The sequence below is a fragment of the Nonomuraea sp. NPDC051191 genome (assembly GCF_044455665.1).
GTDB lineage: Bacteria > Actinomycetota > Actinomycetes > Streptosporangiales > Streptosporangiaceae > Nonomuraea.
The window spans coordinates 901,438-921,412 of sequence record NZ_JBITEZ010000001.1 but is presented as its reverse complement, the minus strand read 5'-3'; the positions used below and the strand labels follow the sequence as shown (position 1 = coordinate 921,412).

Sequence of the window (19,975 nt, the reverse complement as noted above, 5' to 3'; positions counted from 1 at the left end):
GCTTCTCCTCAAGGTCAGCGCGCGCGGGCGGGAAGCAGCCGCACCACACGATCGCTCAGCAGGTGGAACTGGTCGCGGGTCACCACGACCAGCGTGTACGCCAGCAGCCCCGCGCCGCCCGCCACGACGAGCTGGACGAAGGGACTCCCCTCGGTCAGCATCGTCAGGCCCAGCATGACCGCCCCGCAGAGCAGCGCGCCCAGGGCGGGCCGGACCAGGCCGGGCAGGACCGGCGCGAGACGTACGCCGGCCCGCTGCACGGCGATCATGGCGAGCGGGAGGGCGACCAGGACCGCCGCGACCGCCTGGCCGATCGCGGCGCCGCGGATGCCGTCGAGGTTCGCGCCGACGATGACCGCGGGGATCATCGCCGCCGCGTGCCCGAGGTTCATCCAGACGGTCGAGCGGGTGGCGCCCTGGCCGTTCAGGATGTCGAGGGCGAAGGCGGTGAGCATGCGGACCAGCATCAGCACCGCGAGGAAGCGCAGCACGCCCGCCGACTGCTCCCACTCCAGGCCGTAGATGAAGATGATCACAGGGTGGGCGAGCACCGCCATGAAGACGGCCAGCGGCAGGATCATCGCGATGAGCAGCGGCAGGCTCTTCTGCACGCCGAGCGAGAGCGACTCCGGGTCCCGCTCGGCCAGCCGCGAGAAGCCGGCGATCGACACCATGCGGATGGCGCTGCCGATGATGCCGGGCACCCAGCTCGACACGTTGAAGGCCATCAGGTAGAAGCCGAGCCAGGCCGCGCCCATGATGTTGCCGACGATGATGTAGCCCACGTTGAGCAGCAGGACCTCCAGGGCGATCCCGGCCGCCGAGGGGATCCCGAACCTCAGCAGCCGGCCCGCGATCCGCCGGTCGAACCCGAACCGGTAGGGCAGCCGCGCGTAGATCAGCATGAAGACGCCGGTGACGACCGCCCCGACGAGCTGGCCCCAGGCGAAGCTGTAGGCCCCGGCCCCGTTGACCGCGAGCACGATGGCCACCGGCGCGTTGACCAGGAAGCCCGCGAGGACCGCCTTGGCGTTCTTGCCGGTGCGGAACCAGCGCAGCAGGGCCGCGCTGCGCACCGCCGTGACCGCCTCGACGAGGATGACCGCGGTGAGGATGCGCACCACGGAGGTGGCCTCCACGCTGCCCGCCAGCGCCGAGAAGTACGGCGCCCCGACCCAGAAGATCCCGTACAGGCCGAGGGCGGAGATCATGGTCAGGGTCGTGGCCGTGGGGGCGATCTCCTCCAGCCGCCCCCGCCACTGCACGACGGCCGACATGACGCCGACGTCCTTGACGACCATGACGAACTGCGTGGCCGCGAGCGCGACGGCGTACGTGCCGAAGTCGTCGGGCGAGAGCAGCCTGGCCAGGATCAGGCCGAGGACGAACGAGCCCGCACGCGTGACCAGCGTGCCGAGCAGGCTCCACACCGCCCCTCGGCCCGCCTTGCGTCCGATGTCACTGATGTCCGGGCTCGGTTGCTCTCCCATGCCCGCCTTTCCTAACTCGGCTCGCCGATCCGCTCCAGCCAGATCTCCCGCCAGAACGGGATGAACGCGCGGGGGCAGTTGGACTTGTACATGCCTTCGCAGATGATGTCGTCGAGCGTGATGCAGGGGCTTTTCATCTCCAGCATCCGGCCGGTCGACTCCTCGATGCAGCGCTCGACGCGGGCCGTCACCCGGGCCACCCGGCCGCACGAGCGCGCCATGTCCTCCTCGAAGCCGAGGCCCCGGTTGAAGCCCTTCGTGGAGAGCGTGGCGATGATCTCGTCCTTCGACTTGATCCGCACCAGCTCGCCCGGCTGGAGGTCGATCGTGCCCGTCGGGGTGGCGCCGGTGTGCGGGCCCGCCTGCACGAAGCCCCAGGCCAGGCCGTTCCTGATGCGGAGGGCGCGGGGGAACCTCCTGGACAGCCGCTGGTAGCGGTTGAACAGGCCGAAGAAGAGCGCGCGCATGGTGGCCCAGAGCCCGGAGTTCCCCACGCGTATGTCCGTGACGTACTGCCCGAGGTCGCGAAAGGGCAGCAGCTCGGGGGCGGCGCGCAGCAGCTCCGTCGCCTGGCAGCGGAAGCGCTCCTCGCCGTCGGGCGCCGGCTCCCGCCGGGTGTTGACCTCCAGGATCGGCAGCAGCGGCCGCTCGGGGCGGACCCGCTCGCCGGCCGTGGGCGGCCCGTCGACCTTCCTGACCCAGGCGGTCTTCCAGTAGAGCAGGCAGGCCGTCTGGCAGCCGCCATGGGCCGAGCCGTCGCAGCGGGATCCGGTCAGGTGGACGGCGTCCTCCATCTTCCGCATCCCGGTCCTGGTCATCGTGTCGCAGAGCTTGTTGGCCACCTTGTGGACGGTGAGCCGTTGCCCGCAGAACCGCAGCATCTCCGGCATGAACGGAAGGCTGTCCAGCTCTCCGCGCTCATCAAGGGTCGCCAGGATCTCTTCAGCACTGAGAACCTCGACCACGTCGCCGACTTTCAGCGCCAGACTCAATCCACCCACTCCTTCAGCAGGCCCGCGTTCTGCAGGGCGTTCGCCGCGTCCGCCAATGCCTGGAACGGCAGGTGCGACCGTTCCGCGATGTCGAGCAGGCTGTGCAGCCCGTCCGAGAGGTTCAGCACCCACAACATCGCCATCTGGGCCTGTTTCGTGTCACTGCGGCCGCCCAGCGAGCCGTACAGGCCGCGCGCTCCGAGCTGGGGCTCGCCGTACGGGCTGAGGTTCTGGTAGCGGCGGTTGCCCTCCAGGACCCGTACGGCGCTCCACAACGTCTCCAGGGTGTCCTCCATCGCCTCGGGCCGCACGAAGTCGGGATTGTCGGCCGAGGTGTGGTACTCCGGGTAGCTCCCGTAGGGCGTCCTGGTCAGCGAGCCCACGGGCAGGTCGAACCCCGGCGAGCAGTACTGCCGCTCGTCGTAGCCGTAGGGCGAGAAGTCCAGGAGGGTGTGCGGCCGGTCCTTGAGCACGTACGCGAAGACCTGGTCGATCTCGGCGTCGCCGCGCCTGCTGCGCTTGTAGGTGATCGTCCCGGCGTCCCCGGCGCAGGCCAGGGTGAGGCCGTGCCTGATCCGGTCGGTGCGCTCGCGGTTCCGGGCCAGCCAGGTGATCGCGCCGATGGTGCCGGGCGCGAAGACGAACCGGTAGGTGTACCAGGGGTCGACCAGTCTCCGGGCCAAGGCCACCGCGACCGCCACCCCGGCCAGGTTGTCGTTGGCCAGCGAGGGATGGCAGACGTGGCAGGAGATCAGCACCTCCTCCGAGCTGCGGCCCCGGATCACGTGCTCGCCGTAGGTCAGGTGGCCGTCGGCGAGCGTGGAGTCGATCCTGACCTCGTACGGGCCGTCCGCCAGCCCGTCCAGGGTGTTCTGGCTCAGGCAGAAGCCCCAGGTCTCGGCGTAGTAGCTGGTCCGGTACGGGACCAGGTCCGGCTGGCCGGGCAGCGTGTGCAGGCGCCCGCGCAGCTCCTCCAGCGACATGGTGGCCTCGACCGGCACGCTGTAGCCCACGACGTGCAGGTTGCTCCGCCGGAAGTCGACGACGCGGTTCCCGGCGGCGTCCTGGAGGTAGGCGTCGCGGATGTTCCATTCGCGGGGGATCGTCCAGTCGAGGACCTTCGTGCCCGTCGGCACCTCGGTGACCTCCAGCGGGAGCGACCCGTCGATGATCTCCAGGGTGCGGCGGAGGCCGTCGCCGGTGATGCTGCGGCACAGCGGGTAGAGCCGCCGTACCAGGTCGTGCATCTCGGGGCCGGTCATGGCCGCAGGGTGTCGTCGACGGTGCCGGACTCCCGCCGGTCGGCGAGCCGGGCCAGCCTGGTGAAGCGGCGGTCGAAGTCGTGCCGGGTCAGGCCGTGCTCGCGGTAGGCGTCGATGAGCTCGACGGCGCCCGCCTTGACCGTCCAGCGGGCCTCGTACCCGAGGGCGGACCTGATCCGGGAGAAGTCGACGCGGTAGGAGCGCGGGTCGGCGCCCGTCTCGCCGGTGATGGTCAGCGTCGAGCCGGGCACGGCCGCGACCACCTCGGCCGCGATCTCGGCCACGGTCACGTTGTTGACCTCGGTGCCCACGTTGAAGGCCGTGGCGTGCACGGCCTCGCGCGGCGCGGTCAGGGCGGCGGCGAACGCGTCGGCGATGTCCCTGGCGTGCACCAGCGGACGCCAGGGCGTGCCGTCGGACAGCACCCGGACCTCGCCGGTCAGGTGGGCGTGGCCCACCAGGTTGTTCAGCACGATGTCGGCGCGCAGCCTGGGCGAGAACCCGAAGGCGGTGGCGTTGCGCAGGAACACCGGGGTGAAGTCGTCGTCGGCCAGCGCGGTCAGGTCGTCCTCGACCCGCACCTTCGACTCGGCGTACGGCGTGACCGGGCGCAGCGGGGCGTCCTCGTCCAGCAGGTCCGCGCCGCCGGAGGCGCCGTAGACCGAGCAGGTGGAGGCGTACAGGAAGCGGCGCACGCCCGCCTCCTTGGCCAGCCTGGCCAGCCGTACGGAGGCGTGGTGGTTGATGTCGTAGGTCAGGTCGGGCGCGAGCGCGCCGAGCGGGTCGTTGGACAGCGCGGCCAGGTGGATCACCGCGTCGAACCCGGCGACGTGCTCGGGACCGGCGTCGCGCAGGTCCACGGCGTGCGCCTCGACCGGCTCCGGCTCGGGCCCGAGCACGCAGTCGGCGAACAGGCCGGAGTCCAGGCCGACGACCTGGTGCCCGGCCTCGGCCAGGACGGGGGCCATCACGCTGCCCAGGTAGCCCTGGTGGCCGGTGAGAAGTACCCGCATCAGTTCTCCAGATCGACGGTCAGCTTGGATACGTGGAACGCCTCGGCGTACCGCGCGTGGCACTCGATGCCCCGGATGCGGGCCAGCCCCAGGAACGCCTCTCGGTCGTACCAGGGGCGGTGCCGCTGGGAGGCGTAGTGGCGCTGGAGCAGGTCCACCTTGCGCTCGGCCACCTCCGCGGTGAGCGGCTGGTAGAGGGCGGGCGCGGCCAGGTCGCCGTCCCATTTGACGATCTCGTAGCCGAGCGTCAGGTGGTCGCGGAAGGCGGTGGGCACCAGCTCGGCCAGCCCCCGGTGGTCCTGGTGGGCGTCGCCGCGCCAGGGCGCGAGGATCAGGCCGGGCTCGGTACGGGCGCGCAGCTCCTCCACCGCGGCCTTGGCCTCCTCCCAGCGGGCCGGCAGGTAGCCGTCGGGCAGCTTGAGCACGCTCACCCGCAGGTCCGCGCCGGGGCAGAAGTCGGCCAGCGCGGCGCGTTCCTCCTCCTCCCGCTCGGTCCCGCCGCCGGACAGCACCAGCGCGTCCACGCGCAGGCCGGGACGGGCGGCGCAGATCGTCAGCAGGCTGCCGCCGGCTCCGATCGCCAGGTCGTCGCAGTGCGCGGCGAGCGCCACGACGGAGGTCACGCCTCCGGGACGCAGTCCGATCACCGGGACCGTTCCCACAGAGCCCACGGACGCACACCGCGCGAGTACGCCTCGTCCAGCTCCATGCGCTGGTTGACGGTGTCGGTGGGCCGCCAGTAGCCGCGGTGCGGGTAGGCCAGCAGGCGTCCGCGTTTGGCCAGCTCGGCACAGCCGTCGGCGACCAGGTCGCCGTTCTCCGGGATGTGCTCGAAGACCTCCTGGGTCAGCACGAAGTAGCCGCCGTTGACCCACACCGGCATCTCGCTGACCGGTGAGATGCCGGCGACCAGCCCGTTCTCGCCGACGTCCACGCAGTGGAAGGTCTGGGACGGCGGCACCACCATCATCGAGGCGGCCGCCCCGGAGCCGGTGAACCGGTCGATGATCTCGGGCAGCGGCGCGTCGGTGAGCACGTCGGCGTAGTTGGCGAGGAACATCTCGTCATCGCCCAGATGGCTGCGGACCCGGCGTAACCGTTCGCCGATCGGGGAGTTCGTCCCGGTCTGCACAAACGAGATGGACCAGTCGGAGATGTCGCTCGACAGCAGCTCGACCTTGCCGTCGCGCAGCACGAAGTCGTTGGACGTGGCCTCCTGGTAGCGGAGGAAGAAGTCCTTGATGTGGTGGGCGCCGTACCCCAGGCACAGGATGAACTCCTTGTGTCCGAAGTGGGCGTAGTAGCGCATCACGTGCCAGAGCAGCGGTCGCGGACCGACGAGCGCCATCGGCTTGGGCACCTCGCCCGGCACACCGGTCCGCATCCGGGTGCCGAATCCTCCGCAGAACAGTACAACCTTCACACGACCTCCAGGTGTGGGATCGGGAAGACCAGCCGGCCTCCCCATTCGTGCACATAGGAGAGCTGAGCCGTGAGCTCTTCGCGCAGGTTCCACGGCAGGACCAGCACATAGTCCGGGCGGTCCTGGGCGATGCGCTCCGGCGGAGCGATCGGGATCCTGGTGCCCGGCGTGAACCTGCCGTGTTTGTACGGATTGCGATCCACCGTGTAGGCCAGCAGGTCCGGCCTGATCCCACAGTGGTTGAGCAGCGTGTTGCCCTTGCCCGGCGCGCCGTACCCGGCGACCGTCTTGCCCTCCTCGGCGGCGGTGATCAGGAATCGCAACAGGTCACGGCGGACGCGGGCGACCCGCTCCGCGAACCCCGCGTAACCGGAGAGGTCGTGCAGCCCGGCGGCCTTCTCCCTGGCGAGCACGTCGAGCACCCGGTCCGACGGGCTCCCCGAGGGGCGCGCCCACAACCGGATCGACCCGCCATGGGTGGGCACCAGCTCGACGTCGACCAGGGTCAGCCCGCCGCTCGCCAGCGCCCGCTGCGCGGAGGCCACCGTGTAGTACTGGAAGTGCTCGTGGTAGATCGTGTCGTACTGGTTCAGCTCCACGAGCGTGAGCAGGTGCTGGACCTCGATCGAGACCCAGCCGTCGTCGGCCACCAGGGCACGCAGCCCCTTGGTGAAGCCGATGACGTCGGGGATGTGCGCGTAGACGTTGTTGGCCACCACCAGGTCGGCGGGACCGTTCCCGGCCCGCACCGACGCGCCCGTCTCCGGCGTCAGGAACGCCGTGAGCGTCGGCACGCCCTTGTCCTTGGCCGCCTGGCCCACGTTGGCCGACGGCTCGATGCCGAGGCACCGGATGCCGCGTTCGACCACGTGCTGCAGCAGGTAGCCGTCGTTGCTGGCCACCTCGACCACGAACGACGGCTTCAACCGTTCCACCGCGGAGTCGACGAACCGCCGCGCGTGCTCCACCCAGGAAGCAGAGAATGACGCAAAGTAAGCGTATTCGGTGAATGTCTCTTCCGGCGTGATCAACGGCGGGATCTGGGCCAGCCAGCAGCCCGTGCATACCCGCAGATGAAGAGGATAGGTGAGCTCCGGCTGATCGAGTTGTTCCGTCGTGAGGAAGAGCTCACAGGGCGGTGTCGCCCCGAGATCCACCACGCCGACCAGGTCCGTCGAGCCGCACAACCGGCACGATGTCATCAACAAAGGGCCCCACCCAGAAATGACAAGATTTCCCCCTTTGGAAACCCACAGCCATACTTCGGGTGGGCAGCAATGAGTGTTACAAGTGTCTTCATGAAACGCCTGAGCATCGATGGAGCATTGCTCTACACCCCCCGCATCCACAGCGATCCCCGGGGCGTTTTCCTGGAAAGCTTCCGCGCCGCCGACCTTCGGGAGGCGACGGGGCGCTCGATCGAGCTGGCCCAGGTCAACTGCTCGGTCTCCAGCCGCGGCGTGCTGCGCGGCATCCACTTCGCCGACGTGCCGCCCGGCCAGGCCAAATACGTCATGTGCCTGGCGGGCGAAGCCCTGGACGTCGTCGTGGACGTCCGGGTGGGCTCGCCGACGTACGGGCGGTGGGAGGCGGTGCGGCTGGACGACGTCTCACGCCAGGGCATCTTCCTGACCGAGGGGTTGGGTCATGGCTTCATGGCCCTCAGCGAGTCGGCCACGGTCGTCTACCTCTGCTCCTCCCCGTACGACCCGGCGCACGAGCACGGCATCCACCCGCTCGACCCCGACCTGGCCATCGAGTGGCCGATCGACGTGGAGCCGGTCCTGTCGGCGAAGGACGCCGCCGCCCCCACGCTCAAGCAGGCCCGCGACGCGGGGATCCTCCCGTCGTGGTGAGCGTCGTGATCCCGGCCCACAACGAGGCCAAGGTGCTCGGCCGCCTGCTGGACGGCCTGCTCGGCGAGGCGGCGCCCGGCGAGTTCGACGTGGTGGTCGTGGCCAACGGCTGCACCGACGGCACGGCCGACGTGGCGCGTCCGTACGACGTGCGGGTGCTGACCACGCCCGTCCCGTCCAAGAGCGCGGCGCTGCGCATGGGCGACCAGGCGGCCCGCGGCTACCCCCGCCTGTACGTCGACGCCGACGTCGAGCTCAGCACCGCCTCCGCCCGCGCCCTGGCGGCCGTGCTGAGCGCGCCGGACGGGCCGCTCGCCGCCGGGCCGGAGCGGGACCTGAGGCTGGCCGGCAGCCCGTGGCCGGTGCGCGCCTACTACGCCATCTGGACGCGGCTGCCGCACGTCCGCGCCGGACTGTTCGCCCGGGGCGTGATCGCGGTGAACGGCGTGGGCAACGAGCGCCTGCGCGCGCTGCCGCCCGTGATGGCCGACGACCTGACCGCGTCTCTGGCGTTCGCACCCGACGAACGCGTGATCGTCGGCACGGCCCGCGCGGTGATCCATCCGCCGCGCACGGTCGCCGACCTGCTGCGCCGCCGGGTCCGGGCGATGACCAGCGTCACCGAGCTGGAACGGACCTCGGCCACCGCCGGCGAGCGCACCGGGCCGCGCGACCTGGCGGCCATCGTGGCGAAGGAGCCGCGCCTGGCGGGCGCGGCCGTGGTCTTCGCCGCGATGGCCGTGCTGGCCAGGTGGCGGGCCGCCCGCGCGATCCGCGCGGGCGACTACACCACCTGGCTGCGCGACGAGAGCAGCCGGGGCTAACTGACCGGCGTGTTCATGTCGGTGGTGATCTGAGCGGCGGTGAGCGCCTTGTTGTAGACCCGCACCTCGTCGATCAGACCGCTGAAGTAGTCGCCCGAACCGCTGTTCCCGCCGATCCGCAACGGGCTCGTCCCGGTGCGCAGGTTGCCGACCGTCGGGTTGGCCGCCACCTGCGTGCCGTTGACGAACATCCGCAACGTCGAACCGTCGTACGTCGCCGCCACATGACTCCAGGTGTTCAACGGCAGATTGCCCGCCGCCGGAGCATTCGCCCCCGAGGACGTGTAGACGAACGCCGCCGGGCCGCTGCCGCCGCTCCCCATGATCGCGTACGCCAGATCAGCCCCGAACTCCTTCATCAACACCGTCCGCCACCCCGTCACACTCGACGGACGCACCCACGCCTCCAACGTCATCCCGTTCGTCAGACGCAACGAACTCGAATCGGCCACCGTCACCCAGCTCGACGTGCCGTCGAACGACAACGCCTGGCCGTACTTGCCGGCCGTCCAGGTCGCCGCGGTGAGGGTGCCGTTGTTGCCGTTGCCGGAGGCGTCGGCGACGGCCGTCCCGGTACCCGCGTTCATGCCGTACGCCGCCACCAGCCCGCTGACCGTGGGCGGCGGGGTGACCACCGCCGACGCCTCGTCGGACGGCGGCCCTGTGTTGCTGGAGCCGTCGAAGGCCACGACACGGTAGTAATACGTGCCCGCCGCGACCCCCGAGTCCATGAACGACGTGCTCGCGGTCGAGCCCACCTGGTTGGCCCCGGACGGCGTGAACCCGGCGGTCGCCGACCGGTGAACGGTGTACCCGGTGACGGCCACGTTGTCGGTCGAGGCCGTCCAGGTGAGCTGGGCGCTGCCCTGACCGCCGGTCGCGGCCAGCGAGCCGGGCGCGGTGGGCGGCTGGGTGTCGGGCGGTCCCTGCTGCCCGACGGGGGTGTTCATGTCGGTGGTGATCTGGGCGGCGGTAAGCGCCTTGTTGTAGACCCGCACCTCGTCGATCAGACCGCTGAAGTACTCGCCCGAACCGCTGTTCCCGCCGATCCGCAACGGGCTCGTCCCGGTGCGCAGGTTGCCGACCGTCGGGTTGGCCGCCACCTGCGTGCCGTTGACGAACATCCGCAACGTCGAACCGTCGTACGTCGCCGCCACATGACTCCAGGTGTTCAACGGCAGATTGCCCGCCGCCGGTGCGTTCGCGCCCGAGGACGTGTAGACGAACGCCGCCGGGCCGCTGCCGCCGCTCCCCATGATCGCGTACGCCAGATCAGCCCCGAACTCCTTCATCAACACCGTCCGCCACCCCGTCACACTCGACGGACGCACCCACGCCTCCAACGTCATCCCGTTGGTCAGACGCAACGAACTCGAATCGGCCACCGTCACCCAGCTCGACGTGCCGTCGAACGACAACGCCTGGCCGTACTTGCCGGTCAGGGACCACGCCGTGTTCGCGGCCGTGCCGTTGTTGCCCTTGCCCGAGGCGTCGGCGACCGCCGTGCCGGCGCCCGCGTCCATGCCGTACGCCGCCACCAGGCCGTCCGGCACCTGGGACTGCTGGTAGGTCGCGGTGTAGGTCGCCGCGCCGGCCGGCGCCGTGACGTTGTGCGTGGCCGCGCCGCCGTCGGACCAGGAGGTGAGTGTGTAACTGGAGCCGCCGGAGCTCTGCGGCGAGGGCGCGGAGACCGAGTTGTGGGAGCCGACGATCACCGTCCTGGTGAAGGGGGCGACGGTCTGCTCGCTGTTGAAGCCGAGTTGCAACCCGGCGGGCACGGTCTGGAAGGTCAGGTTCACCGTCTTCGGCTGCAGCAGCACGCTCTTGGTGTCGGTCAGGCCGTGCGCGTCGGTCACGGTCAACCGGAGTTCCAGGTGCGACGGGTATTCGTGGTCCGGCGGCGCGAAGGAGCCACCGGTGCCGGTGAAGGTGGTGATCTCGTGCTCGTGGCAGGTGCCGGGGCAGTGATGCATGATCAGCTTCCACTGCATCCGCGAGCCGGGGATCGTGCCGTCCTGGGCGTCGGTGCCGGTGCCGGAGAACGTGATCGTGTCACCGACGGCCCACGTCAGCGAGGGCGACGGGGAGTTGATCGTCGCCGTGGGGGCCGTGTTGTTCACGTTGATCGTGACGGTCGCGGTCCCCTGGCCGCCTCGCCCGTCGTCGGCCCGGAGCTTCACCACGTAGGAGCCGGGTTGCGCGTAGGTGTGGGACGGCGTGGCCGAGGTGGAGTCGTCGTAGTCGCCGTCGCCGTCCAGGTCCCAGCGGAAGGTGAGCGGGTCGCCGTCGGCGTCGGCGGATCCGGCGGAGGTGAAGTTCACCGTGAGCGGCGCGTTGCCCGAGGTCGCGCTGGCGCCGATGACGGCGGTCGGCGGGATGTTGTTGTACAGGTATCGGATGATCTGCCCGTTGGTGTAGTCGACCGCGAACAGGTCGCCGCCGGGGCCGGTCTGCACCTCCACGGCGGGCATGCCGGAGTCGAACGTGGTCACCGTCGCCGGGTCGGGCAGGCCGTTCGCGCCCTTGGTCATGACCCAGACGCACGACCTGCTGAAGTCGGAGAAGAACAGCGCGCCGTCGTAGGCGGCCGGGTAGGAGCCGCCCTCGTAGAACGCGACGCCGCTGGAGGACGATCCGCCTGACGGGCACGGGTCGTTCGGCGCGGGCTTGGAGGCGTGGTTCCAGGCGAAGTACGGCTGCGTCACCGCCGCCGGGCCCGCCGCGTACAGGTTCTCGCAGAGGGTCAGGTTCAGGTTGTCGTAGCCGCCCTGCCGGGCCGGGCCCTCGTAGCAGGGCCAGCCGAAGTTGCTGACCGGGCCGGTCGGAGAGGTGATGCGGTTGATCTCCTCGTAGGTGTTCCAGCCGACCTCGCCGGCCCAGATCTCGTTCGTGCCGGGCCGTACGGTGATGCGGAACGGGTTGCGCTGGCCGTAGGCGATGATCCGGGCCGCGTTGGGGTCGCTGCTCCCCGCGTTCGGGTTGCCGGGGGCGGCGGCGCCGGTGTCGGGGTCGATCCTGATGATGCTGCCGTTGAGGCCCGCCGGGTCGCCGCCGGTGCGCAGGTCCTGCGAGCGCAGCGCGCCGCCCTCGGCGGCCGGCGGGCTGAGCGCGGTGCCGACGGGCGAGGGCGGGTCACCGCACGGGTTGTCCGGGGTGACGTCGGAGCTGGTCAGGTTGTCCTGGCCGTAGTCGGCGAAGTTGAAGCTGGCGCCGTCGCCGCCGCTGGCGTAGAGCATGCCGTCGGGGCCGAACGCCAGGTCGCCGACGGAGTGGCTGGGGTGCTGCTGGCACCAGTCGGTGATCAGCGGGGTCTCGGCCACCGAGCCGCCCGAGGGCGTCAGCACGGACAACCGCCCGGTGATCAGGCAGCCGTCACCCGTCGCGCCGGGCGGGGTCGGGCACGGGTCGGCGCTCGCGCCCGCGGTGCCCCAGCGTGGCGCGCTGCCGCCGGGCACCGCGTCGTAGGAGTACAGCACGTAGATGCGCGGGTCGGCCGGGAAGTCCGGGTGCAGGGCCAGGCCGAGGAGCCCGCGGTCCCAGAAGTTGTGCACCTGCGTGCGCAGGTCGGCGTAGATCGCCGGTGTGCTGTCGGTGAGGGAGTCGAAGACCTTGATCAGGCCGCTCTTCTCGGCGACGAACACCCGGCCGTCGGAGGCGAACTCGATGTTGGTCGGATTGGTCAGCCCGCTGAAGACCACCTGTCTCTGGAAGCTGCTCGGCAGTGCCTGCGCGGGCGGTGGCGCGACGATGGCCAGCCCGGTCGTGATCAGCAGGACGGAAAGGAGCGCATGGCGAAGCCGCCGTAACACGGGAACCCCCTTGAAACGGAAATATCCCCCGAGCCCTGAATCGATCTATCGCACCGATTCAGGGCCAAGTCACGCGCTTTGTCCGCAACTGGCCAGCCACGCGTACAGCAGCCACCCCAGCTCGTACGGCCGGCACTCCCGGTCCACGGCGACCGGCGGATAGACCCGGTCCAGCACGCCGAGCCGCGACCCCCTGTGCACGCCCGTCGCCATCGCCCGCAGCCCGCGCACCAGCTTGCGGGGGTCGTCCCTGGCCTCCTTGCGCCAGGTCAGCGCCAGATCGTCGAGCACGAACGAGGGCCGCTCGATCATCCAGTCGAGCCCCTTGGAGATCTCCGCCACGTACGCCGTGCCGCCCGCGTCGGCCAGGTCCAGCAGCGCCATCGGCCCCATGGAGAGCTGGTGGACGCTGTAGACGGGGAACCCCTCGACCACCGAGCCGGTACGGGCGTCGTAGTGCCACCACCACTCGCCCCGCGGCCCCTGGGCCCGGCAGATGCCCGCGGCCACCTGCTCGGCGGCCCGCAGCGCCTCGGCGTCGCCGGTGGCCGCGTGCAGCCTGGCCAGCGCCTGGAGCGGGTAGACCTGGTCGGCGAAGCACCCCACGTGGGCGCGGTAGCGGGGCACCAGCGGGCCCCGGCCGAGCGCGTGCGGGTAGAGCCTGTTGCCGGCCAGCCCGCCGAGCAGCCGTTCGCGGGCCCGTTCGGCGCGGACGTCGCGCACCCCGGCCGCGACCAGGGCGGCCAGCACCCACGCCGCCTCGACGGTGTAGATCTGATCGCCCGCGTCCAGCTCGGCGAGACGGCTCAGGGCCTGGTCGAGGTCGGCGTGCCCGCTCTCGGCCGCCGCCCAGCAGATCAGCGCGGCGTCACCGGCGCCGGTCACCTCGGGGAGCCGCTTGACCAGGTCCCCCACCAGGTCGAGGACGTCGTCACCGGCCAGCGCCGCCCGCTGCCGGGACTCCTCCATGGTGGCCACGCCGAGCGCGACGATCGCGGAGTAGCGGATGCTGCGCCCCTCCGGCACGGCCGTCCAGGTGCCGTCGGCCTGCTGCCGGCCCCGGCGGGTGAAGACGAAGCCGCCGTCGCGGTATCCGGGGGGCAGGCCGCGTACCGACAGGTCCAGCATGTCCCGCACGAAGTCCTGGTGGCCGGAGCTCAGCAGAGCGATCCGGTGATCCGTCACGTCGTCTCCTCGATCCTGCGTCTGACACCGGCCCACTCCCTGATCACCAGGAGCAGGAATCTGCCGTTGGTGCGCACGTAGCGCGGCCCGAGCCGCAACGGCTCCTGAAGCATGCGGTAGAGCCATTCCAGCCCTAATCGCTGCCAGCGCAGCGGCGCCCTCCGGGTGCGCCCGGCCAGCACGTCGAACGAGCCGCCCACGCCGTGGATGATCCGCGCGCCGGTGCGCTCCCCCCACTCGCGGATGAAGATCTCCTTCTTCGGCGAGGTGATGCCCAGGAACAGCAGGTCGGCCCGCGAGGCGGCGATCTCGGCGGCGACCTCGCCCGACTCCTCCGGCGCGAAGTAGCCGTCGCGGGAGCCGGCGACGGCCAGGCCCGGGTAGCGGGCGCGCACCTCGTCCAGCACCCCGGCCAGCACCTCGGCGGTCGCGCCGAGGAAGTAGGCCCGGTAGCCGCGCCGGGCGCCCTCGGCCATCAGCTCGGTGAACAGGTCGATGCCCGCCACCCGCTCGGGGAGGCGGTGGCCGAGCACCCGCGCGGCCCAGACCACCGACTGCCCGTCGGCCAGCACGAGGTCGCTGTCCAGCACCGACTGGCGCAGGGCGGCGTCCGCGCGCATGTTGACGACCTTGGCGGCGTTCACCACGCCGATGGTCAGCCTGCCGTCCGCCGCGACGGCCGCCACGCAACGGTCGATCACCTGGCTCATGGTGAGGGCGTCCAGCACGGTGCCGAACACCGTCTTCCTCTCCGGCAACCTCGTCATCCGTCCCCCTGGGTGTCCATGACATATCGGTCTCAGCTCCGGAAACGTCACATCAAGGAAGGACCAGCTCGGTGAGCGTCGCCCGGTGGTCGGTCCTCGGCACCCGCAGGGTCTGGAAGCTCCGGATCGCGATCCGCCGGTCGGCCAGCACGTGGTCGATGGCCACCTTCGGGAACAGCCGCGGCTGCTCGTAGTAGGGCCACGTCATGGAGAGCCCCTTCCCGGTGACGTCGGCTGCGTCCCGGTAGCCCGTGGCGATCAGGTCGCGCAGCACCGCGTGGTCGAGGGTGGAGTTGAAGTCCCCGGCCAGGATCCGCAAGGGCGCCGCGGCGGGCGGCAGCGCCCGGATGCTGGACGCCCAGCACGCCGTCCGCCAGCCCTCCGAGGGCGCGCACGCGTGCACCGCGACGATCTCGGCCTCCCGCCCGCCCGGCAGCGTGACGACGGCGGGCAGGTGGCGCGGGCTCTCCTCGAAGGGCGGCGCCGCGATCGGCAGGTCCGCCGCCCGCAGCGGGTAACGCGAGTAGATCGCCGCCCCCGACGAGTCCTCCCCCGGCAGCACGATCCGGTACGGCAGCAGCCGCGCCAGCCCCAGCTCCTCCACCCGCTCCCGCATCAGGCCGGTGAACTCCAGCAGGTTCAGCACGTCCGGCCGCTCGCGCTCGACCGTCTCCACCAGCACCGGCGGCAGCACGGAGGAGTGCAGCAGGTTGACCGCCATCACCCGCAGCACCGGCCCGGCGGCCGGCGGGTTGCCCTCGGGCACCGCGCGCGGCACGACGGCCACCGCGAACGCGCACGTCACGGCGAGCGCGGCGGCGATCAGCGGCCAGGAGCGCAGGTGGAACGCGAAGCCCAGCGGCACCACCGACAGCGCCGCCGCGTACGGCGTGAACGACACGAGCTGCGACCACAGGAACTTCGGCTCCCACCCGGACAGCCGCAGCCCCGCCCACCCCGCCAGGCCCGCCACCATGAGCCACAGCACCGCGCCGCCTACGCGACGCCGCACCGGCGCCCGTGCGTCAGCGCCGGCCAGGCCGCGCGCAGCGCCTGGTCCCAGTCCCGGATCGGCTCTCCCCTGGTGTGCGCGAGCACGCTGTTGGCCGGACGCCGGGCCGGCCGGGGGAAGCCCGCCGAGCTCACCGGGCGCACCCGCTCCGGGTCCAGGCCGAGCAGCGTGAAGATCTCCTTGGCCAGGCCGCACCATGTCGTCTCCCCGGAGCTGGTGCCGTGGTAGACGCCCGGCGGCAGCTCGGACTGCGCCAGCCGTACCAGGTAGTCGGCCAGGTCGGCGGTCCACGTCGGCTGGCCGCGCTGGTCGTCGACCACGTCCACGGTGTCGCGCTCGGCCGCCAGCCTGATCATGGTGCGCACGAAGTTGGGGCCGGCCGCGCCGTACAGCCAGGCGCTGCGCACCACGTGGTGCCCGTGCTCCAGCGCCGCTCGCTCACCGGCGAGCTTGGTCCTGCCGTACGCGTTCACCGGCGCGGTCGGCGCGTCCTCCGGGTACGGCGCCGGCGCGGTTCCGTCGAAGACGTAGTCGGTGGACACGTGCACGAGCCGCGCCCCGGCCCGCGCGCAGCTCTCCGCCAGCCAGCCCACCGCGTGCCCGTTGATCTCCAGCGCCTCGGCCTCGTGGGTCTCGGCGTCGTCCACGGCGGTCCAGGCGGCGCAGTTGACCACCACTCCGGGCCGGTAGGCGGTGACGAAGTCGCGGACGGAGCGCCGGTCGCACAGGTCGAGCTCGGAACGGCCGAGCGCGAGCACCGGATCGCCGGTCCGCGCCGCCCGTTCGAGCACGTCGGCGGCCAGCATGCCGCCGCCGCCCGTGACGAGCCACCTCATGACAGACCTCCGGTCACGAGGGCCACCAGTCGCGATGGTCGGCGTACCAGCGGACGGTGTCCTTCAGCCCCTGGTCGAACGGGATCTCCGGGCGGTAGCCGAGCTTGCGCAGCTTGGCGTCGTCCAGGGAGTACCTGCGGTCGTGGCCCTTGCGGTCCTCGACGTAGCGCACCGAGTCCCAGTCGCGGCCGCAGGCTTCGAGCAGGCGGGCGGTCAGCTCCTTGTTCGTCAGCTCGGCGGTGCCGGCGATGTGGTAGACCTCGCCGGGCTCGCCCTTCTCGGCGACCAGGCGGATTCCGGCGCAGTGGTCCTCGGCGTGGATCCAGTCACGCACGTTGCCGCCGTCGCCGTACAGCGGGACCTGGCGGCCGCGCAGCAGGTTCGTGACGAACAGCGGGATCAGCTTCTCGGGGTACTGCCGGGGGCCGTAGTTGTTGCCGCAGCGGGTGATCGACACGTCCAGGCCGTAGGTGATCGCGTACGAGCGGGCGATCAGGTCGCCGCCCGCCTTGCTGGCCGCGTACGGCGAACGCGGGCGCACCGGCGCGGACTCGTCCCAGGAGCCGATGTCGATCGACCCGTAGACCTCGTCCGTCGAGACCTGGACGACCTTCGGCGTGCCCGCCTCCAGGCACGCCTGGAGCAGCGTCTGGGTGCCGAGCACGTTGGTCCGCATGAACTCGGCGGCGGCGCCCTCGATCGACCGGTCGACGTGGGACTCGGCGGCGAAGTTCACCACCAGGTCATGACCCGGGACGACCTCGCGCAGCAACTCCGCGTCGCAGATGTCGCCGTGGACGAACTCGTGGCGCACGCCTTCGAGGTTGGCGCGGTTCCCGGCGTAGGTGAGCTTGTCGAGGACGGTCACGTACGCGTCGTGCAGCCCCCGGACGAAGTGGGAGCCGATGAACCCCGCGCCGCCCGTCACCAGAATTCTTGTCATGTAGTGATCTGTACCTTGCTGTGATCGCCCAGCACGAGGCGGTGGGCTCTGGGCGTGTTGGGCGCTCGGGTGACCTCGACGTCGTGGCCGATCAGGGACGCCTCGATCCGGCCCACGCCGTCGATGGACGCCCGAGGCAGCAGGATCGAGTATTCGATCTCGCTGCCGGTGACCACGCACGACGCGCCGACCGAGGTGAACGGCCCGACGTAGCTGTCCTGGATGCGCGCACCCCGGCCGATGATCGCCGGGCCGACCACGCGGGAGCGCTCGACCACCGCGTCCGGCTCGACCACCACCCGACCGATCAGCTCGCTGGCCTCGTCGACCCGCCCGCGCACGCCGGGCTCGACCGACTCCAGGACCAGCCGGTTGACCTCCAGCATGTCGGTGACGTTGCCGGTGTCCTTCCAGTATCCCGAGATCACCGACGACTCCACACGCAGGCCGGCCTCGATCAGCCACTGGATCGCGTCGGTGATCTCCAGCTCGCCCCGCCACGACGGCTTGAGCTCGGCGACGGCGGCGTGGATCGCCGGGCTGAACAGGTAGACGCCGACCAGCGCCAGATCGCTCTTGGGGCTGGCCGGCTTCTCCTCCAGGCCGACCACGCGGCCCTCCGCGTCCAGCTCGGCGACCCCGAACTGGCCGGGGTCGCCGACTCTGGTCAGCATGATCTGCGCGGCGGGCCGTTCCCTGGTGAACCTGTCCACCAGGTCGTTGATGCCCCCGACGACGAAGTTGTCGCCCAGGTACATCACGAAGTCGTCGTCGCCCAGGTACTCGCGGGCGATCAGCACGCCGTGCGCCAGCCCGAGCGGCGCCTCCTGGCGGAGGTAGGTCACCTGCAGCCCGAACGCCGAGCCGTCCCCGACGGCCGACTCGATCTCCGCCTGCGTGTCCCCGACCACCAGGCCGAGCTCCCTGATCCCGGCCGCCGCGATGGCCTCCAGCCCGTAGAACAGGACCGGCTTGTTGGCGACGGGGACCAGCTGCTTGGCCGAGGTGTGCGTGATGGGCCGGAGCCGTGTGCCCGACCCCCCGGCGAGCACGAGTGCCTTCACTGCTAGTAAGCCCCTTCTCCACGGGTGACGACGGACCAGGTCTTCCACAGGATCTGCAGGTCGAGCAGGAGCGACCAGTTCTCCACGTAACGCAGGTCGAGCCGTACGGACTCCTCCCACGTCAGGTCGGAACGGCCGCTGACCTGCCAGAGGCCGGTCATGCCGGGCTTGACCACCAGGCGGCGGCGCACGTCGGCGCCGTACCTGGCGACCTCCTCCGGCAGCGGCGGACGGGGGCCGACGAGGGACATCTCACCACGGATCACATTGAGCAGCTGCGGCAGCTCGTCCAGGGAGTAACGGCGCAGGAAGGCGCCCACCCGGGTGATCCTTGGATCGTTCCTCATCTTGAACAGCACCCCGTCGAACTCGTTCGCCTCAAGAAGCTGGTGCTTGAGCCGTTCCGCGTCGACCACCATCGTGCGGAACTTCACCACCCGGAACTCCCTGCCGCCCCTGCCCACCCTGGTCTGGTGGAACAGCGCGGGACCCTGGCTGGTCAGCCTGATCACCAGGGCGAGCGCCAGCAGCGGCAGCGCGAGCACCAACAGGGCCGCGCCGGCCACCATGCGGTCGAAGACCGCCTTCGCGAACTGCCGCGTGCCGTCGAACTCCGGGTGCTCCACGTGCAGCAGCGGCATCCCGGCCACCGGCCTGATGCTGATGCGCGGGCCGGCGACGTCCATGAGCGCGGGCGCGACGAACAGGTCCGTACGCGCCGTCTCCAGGCTCCAGGCCAGCCGGCGCAGCGCCGCCCCGTCCAGCTCGGGACAGGCCAGGACGGCCACCGCGTCGGCCCGTGAGTGGGCCACGACCTCGGCGACGTCGCCGAAGGAGCCCATCACGGGGATGCCGTCGAGGTCGACGTCCAGCGTGTCGTGCGGCAGGCAGGCCCCGACGACCTGCATGCCGTGGTGCGGCTGGCGGCGGAACTGCACGACGAGGTCGAGGATCGACTCCCGGTGCCCGACCGCGATCACCTGCCGCATGTACTCGCCGATCGCCCGCCTGCGATGCAGCCGCTTGCGCATGCGGTAGCGGAAGTAGAGCGTGGCGATCAGCACCAGCGGCAGCATCGCCATGACGAAGCTGCGCGCGATGGCCGTCTGCGTGGCGTAGGCCAGGACGGCCGTGGTGGCCATCAGCCCGATCCCGCCGGTGAAGACGGCCTTGAACTCCTCCGGGCCCTCGCCGTTGGCGCGCTGGCGGTACGCGCCTCCCATCTTGAGCGCTGCCGGCCACGCGACGAGCAGGCCGAGCCCGAGCACGTACTCGGCGATCGGCACGTACACGCCGGAGGCCAGGCGTACGCCCAGCACGCACACGCACGCGAGCAGCGCGCATGCCGTGTCTCCGCCTAACAGGAGCCGCAGGTACGCCCGGGTCCAGATGCTGGACTCAAGGCGTGGCGCGGCCTTGAGGAGCACAGCAGTGGACTCCCCAGTCCCCACCCTCATAGCACCACCCTGTGATAACTGCTTTCACCGCGATAACAGGAC

General features: G+C 71.0%; 17 protein-coding genes. 2 read left to right on the top strand and 15 right to left on the bottom strand.

Features of this window, described 5'->3' with window-relative positions; translation table 11 throughout:
- Positions 1-14 precede the first annotated feature (14 nt).
- Genes ACIA8R_RS04540 through ACIA8R_RS04510 form a run of 7 tightly spaced genes read right to left on the bottom strand, consistent with a single transcriptional unit; the run spans position 15 to position 7,382 of the window.
- Positions 15-1,490, bottom strand: coding sequence for an oligosaccharide flippase family protein (locus ACIA8R_RS04540; RefSeq protein WP_397036500.1), 1,476 nt, complete (start codon positions 1,488-1,490; stop codon positions 15-17).
- Between the two features lie 11 nt (positions 1,491-1,501).
- Positions 1,502-2,491, bottom strand: a complete 990-nt coding sequence (locus ACIA8R_RS04535; protein ID WP_397036498.1) for a hypothetical protein — start codon at positions 2,489-2,491, stop codon at positions 1,502-1,504.
- Complete coding sequence (locus tag ACIA8R_RS04530) at positions 2,479-3,744, bottom strand: DUF4910 domain-containing protein (protein WP_364099328.1); 1,266 nt, start codon at positions 3,742-3,744, stop codon at positions 2,479-2,481. The genes ACIA8R_RS04535 and ACIA8R_RS04530 overlap by 13 nt, the downstream gene beginning before the upstream one ends.
- A complete protein-coding gene (locus ACIA8R_RS04525; protein ID WP_357692297.1) occupies positions 3,741-4,757 on the bottom strand; it encodes an SDR family oxidoreductase in 1,017 nt (338 codons plus the stop codon). The genes ACIA8R_RS04530 and ACIA8R_RS04525 overlap by 4 nt, the downstream gene beginning before the upstream one ends.
- Positions 4,757-5,404 carry a PIG-L family deacetylase gene (locus ACIA8R_RS04520; protein WP_357692299.1) on the bottom strand — a complete coding sequence of 216 codons (648 nt, stop codon included), beginning with the start codon at positions 5,402-5,404 and terminating at the stop codon, positions 4,757-4,759. Before ACIA8R_RS04520 ends, ACIA8R_RS04525 begins: the two co-directional genes overlap by 1 nt.
- Positions 5,401-6,180: a sugar phosphate nucleotidyltransferase gene (locus ACIA8R_RS04515; RefSeq protein ID WP_357692301.1), complete on the bottom strand. Its 780-nt coding sequence runs from the start codon at positions 6,178-6,180 to the stop codon at positions 5,401-5,403. Before ACIA8R_RS04515 ends, ACIA8R_RS04520 begins: the two co-directional genes overlap by 4 nt.
- Positions 6,177-7,382, bottom strand: a complete 1,206-nt coding sequence (locus tag ACIA8R_RS04510) for a class I SAM-dependent methyltransferase (protein WP_364099409.1) — start codon at positions 7,380-7,382, stop codon at positions 6,177-6,179. Before ACIA8R_RS04510 ends, ACIA8R_RS04515 begins: the two co-directional genes overlap by 4 nt.
- A 96-nt stretch (positions 7,383-7,478) precedes the next feature.
- Between ACIA8R_RS04510 and rfbC the strand changes: the two genes are divergently transcribed.
- The gene (rfbC, locus tag ACIA8R_RS04505; RefSeq protein ID WP_357692303.1) at positions 7,479-8,036 is read left to right on the top strand and encodes a dTDP-4-dehydrorhamnose 3,5-epimerase; all 558 of its coding nucleotides are present in this window, start codon (positions 7,479-7,481) and stop codon (positions 8,034-8,036) included.
- Positions 8,030-8,860 carry a glycosyltransferase gene (locus tag ACIA8R_RS04500; protein ID WP_397036492.1) on the top strand — a complete coding sequence of 277 codons (831 nt, stop codon included), beginning with the start codon at positions 8,030-8,032 and terminating at the stop codon, positions 8,858-8,860. The genes rfbC and ACIA8R_RS04500 overlap by 7 nt, the downstream gene beginning before the upstream one ends.
- On the opposite strand, the gene ACIA8R_RS04495 is transcribed toward ACIA8R_RS04500, so the two are convergent.
- The 8 genes from ACIA8R_RS04495 to ACIA8R_RS04460 form a co-directional block, all read right to left on the bottom strand.
- Positions 8,857-12,669 (bottom strand): LamG-like jellyroll fold domain-containing protein, encoded by a 3,813-nt coding sequence (locus ACIA8R_RS04495; protein WP_397036491.1) that lies wholly within the window; start codon positions 12,667-12,669, stop codon positions 8,857-8,859. The genes ACIA8R_RS04500 and ACIA8R_RS04495 overlap by 4 nt on opposite strands.
- A gap of 69 nt (positions 12,670-12,738) precedes the next feature.
- Positions 12,739-13,854: a hypothetical protein gene (locus tag ACIA8R_RS04490; protein WP_397036489.1), complete on the bottom strand. Its 1,116-nt coding sequence runs from the start codon at positions 13,852-13,854 to the stop codon at positions 12,739-12,741.
- On the bottom strand, positions 13,851-14,621 hold the full coding sequence (locus ACIA8R_RS04485; protein ID WP_357692311.1) for a WecB/TagA/CpsF family glycosyltransferase: 771 nt from the start codon (positions 14,619-14,621) through the stop codon (positions 13,851-13,853). Before ACIA8R_RS04485 ends, ACIA8R_RS04490 begins: the two co-directional genes overlap by 4 nt.
- 52 nt (positions 14,622-14,673) lie before the next feature.
- Complete coding sequence (locus ACIA8R_RS04480; protein ID WP_357692313.1) at positions 14,674-15,633, bottom strand: endonuclease/exonuclease/phosphatase family protein; 960 nt, start codon at positions 15,631-15,633, stop codon at positions 14,674-14,676.
- Positions 15,618-16,469, bottom strand: a complete 852-nt coding sequence (rfbD, locus tag ACIA8R_RS04475; protein ID WP_397036486.1) for a dTDP-4-dehydrorhamnose reductase — start codon at positions 16,467-16,469, stop codon at positions 15,618-15,620. Before rfbD ends, ACIA8R_RS04480 begins: the two co-directional genes overlap by 16 nt.
- Before the next feature lie 13 nt (positions 16,470-16,482).
- Positions 16,483-17,412 (bottom strand): dTDP-glucose 4,6-dehydratase, encoded by a 930-nt coding sequence (rfbB, locus tag ACIA8R_RS04470; RefSeq protein WP_397036484.1) that lies wholly within the window; start codon positions 17,410-17,412, stop codon positions 16,483-16,485.
- Positions 17,409-18,476 carry a glucose-1-phosphate thymidylyltransferase gene (locus ACIA8R_RS04465; protein ID WP_357692319.1) on the bottom strand — a complete coding sequence of 356 codons (1,068 nt, stop codon included), beginning with the start codon at positions 18,474-18,476 and terminating at the stop codon, positions 17,409-17,411. Before ACIA8R_RS04465 ends, rfbB begins: the two co-directional genes overlap by 4 nt.
- A 2-nt stretch (positions 18,477-18,478) precedes the next feature.
- Positions 18,479-19,933 (bottom strand): sugar transferase, encoded by a 1,455-nt coding sequence (locus tag ACIA8R_RS04460; protein ID WP_397036482.1) that lies wholly within the window; start codon positions 19,931-19,933, stop codon positions 18,479-18,481.
- Positions 19,934-19,975 lie beyond the last annotated feature (42 nt).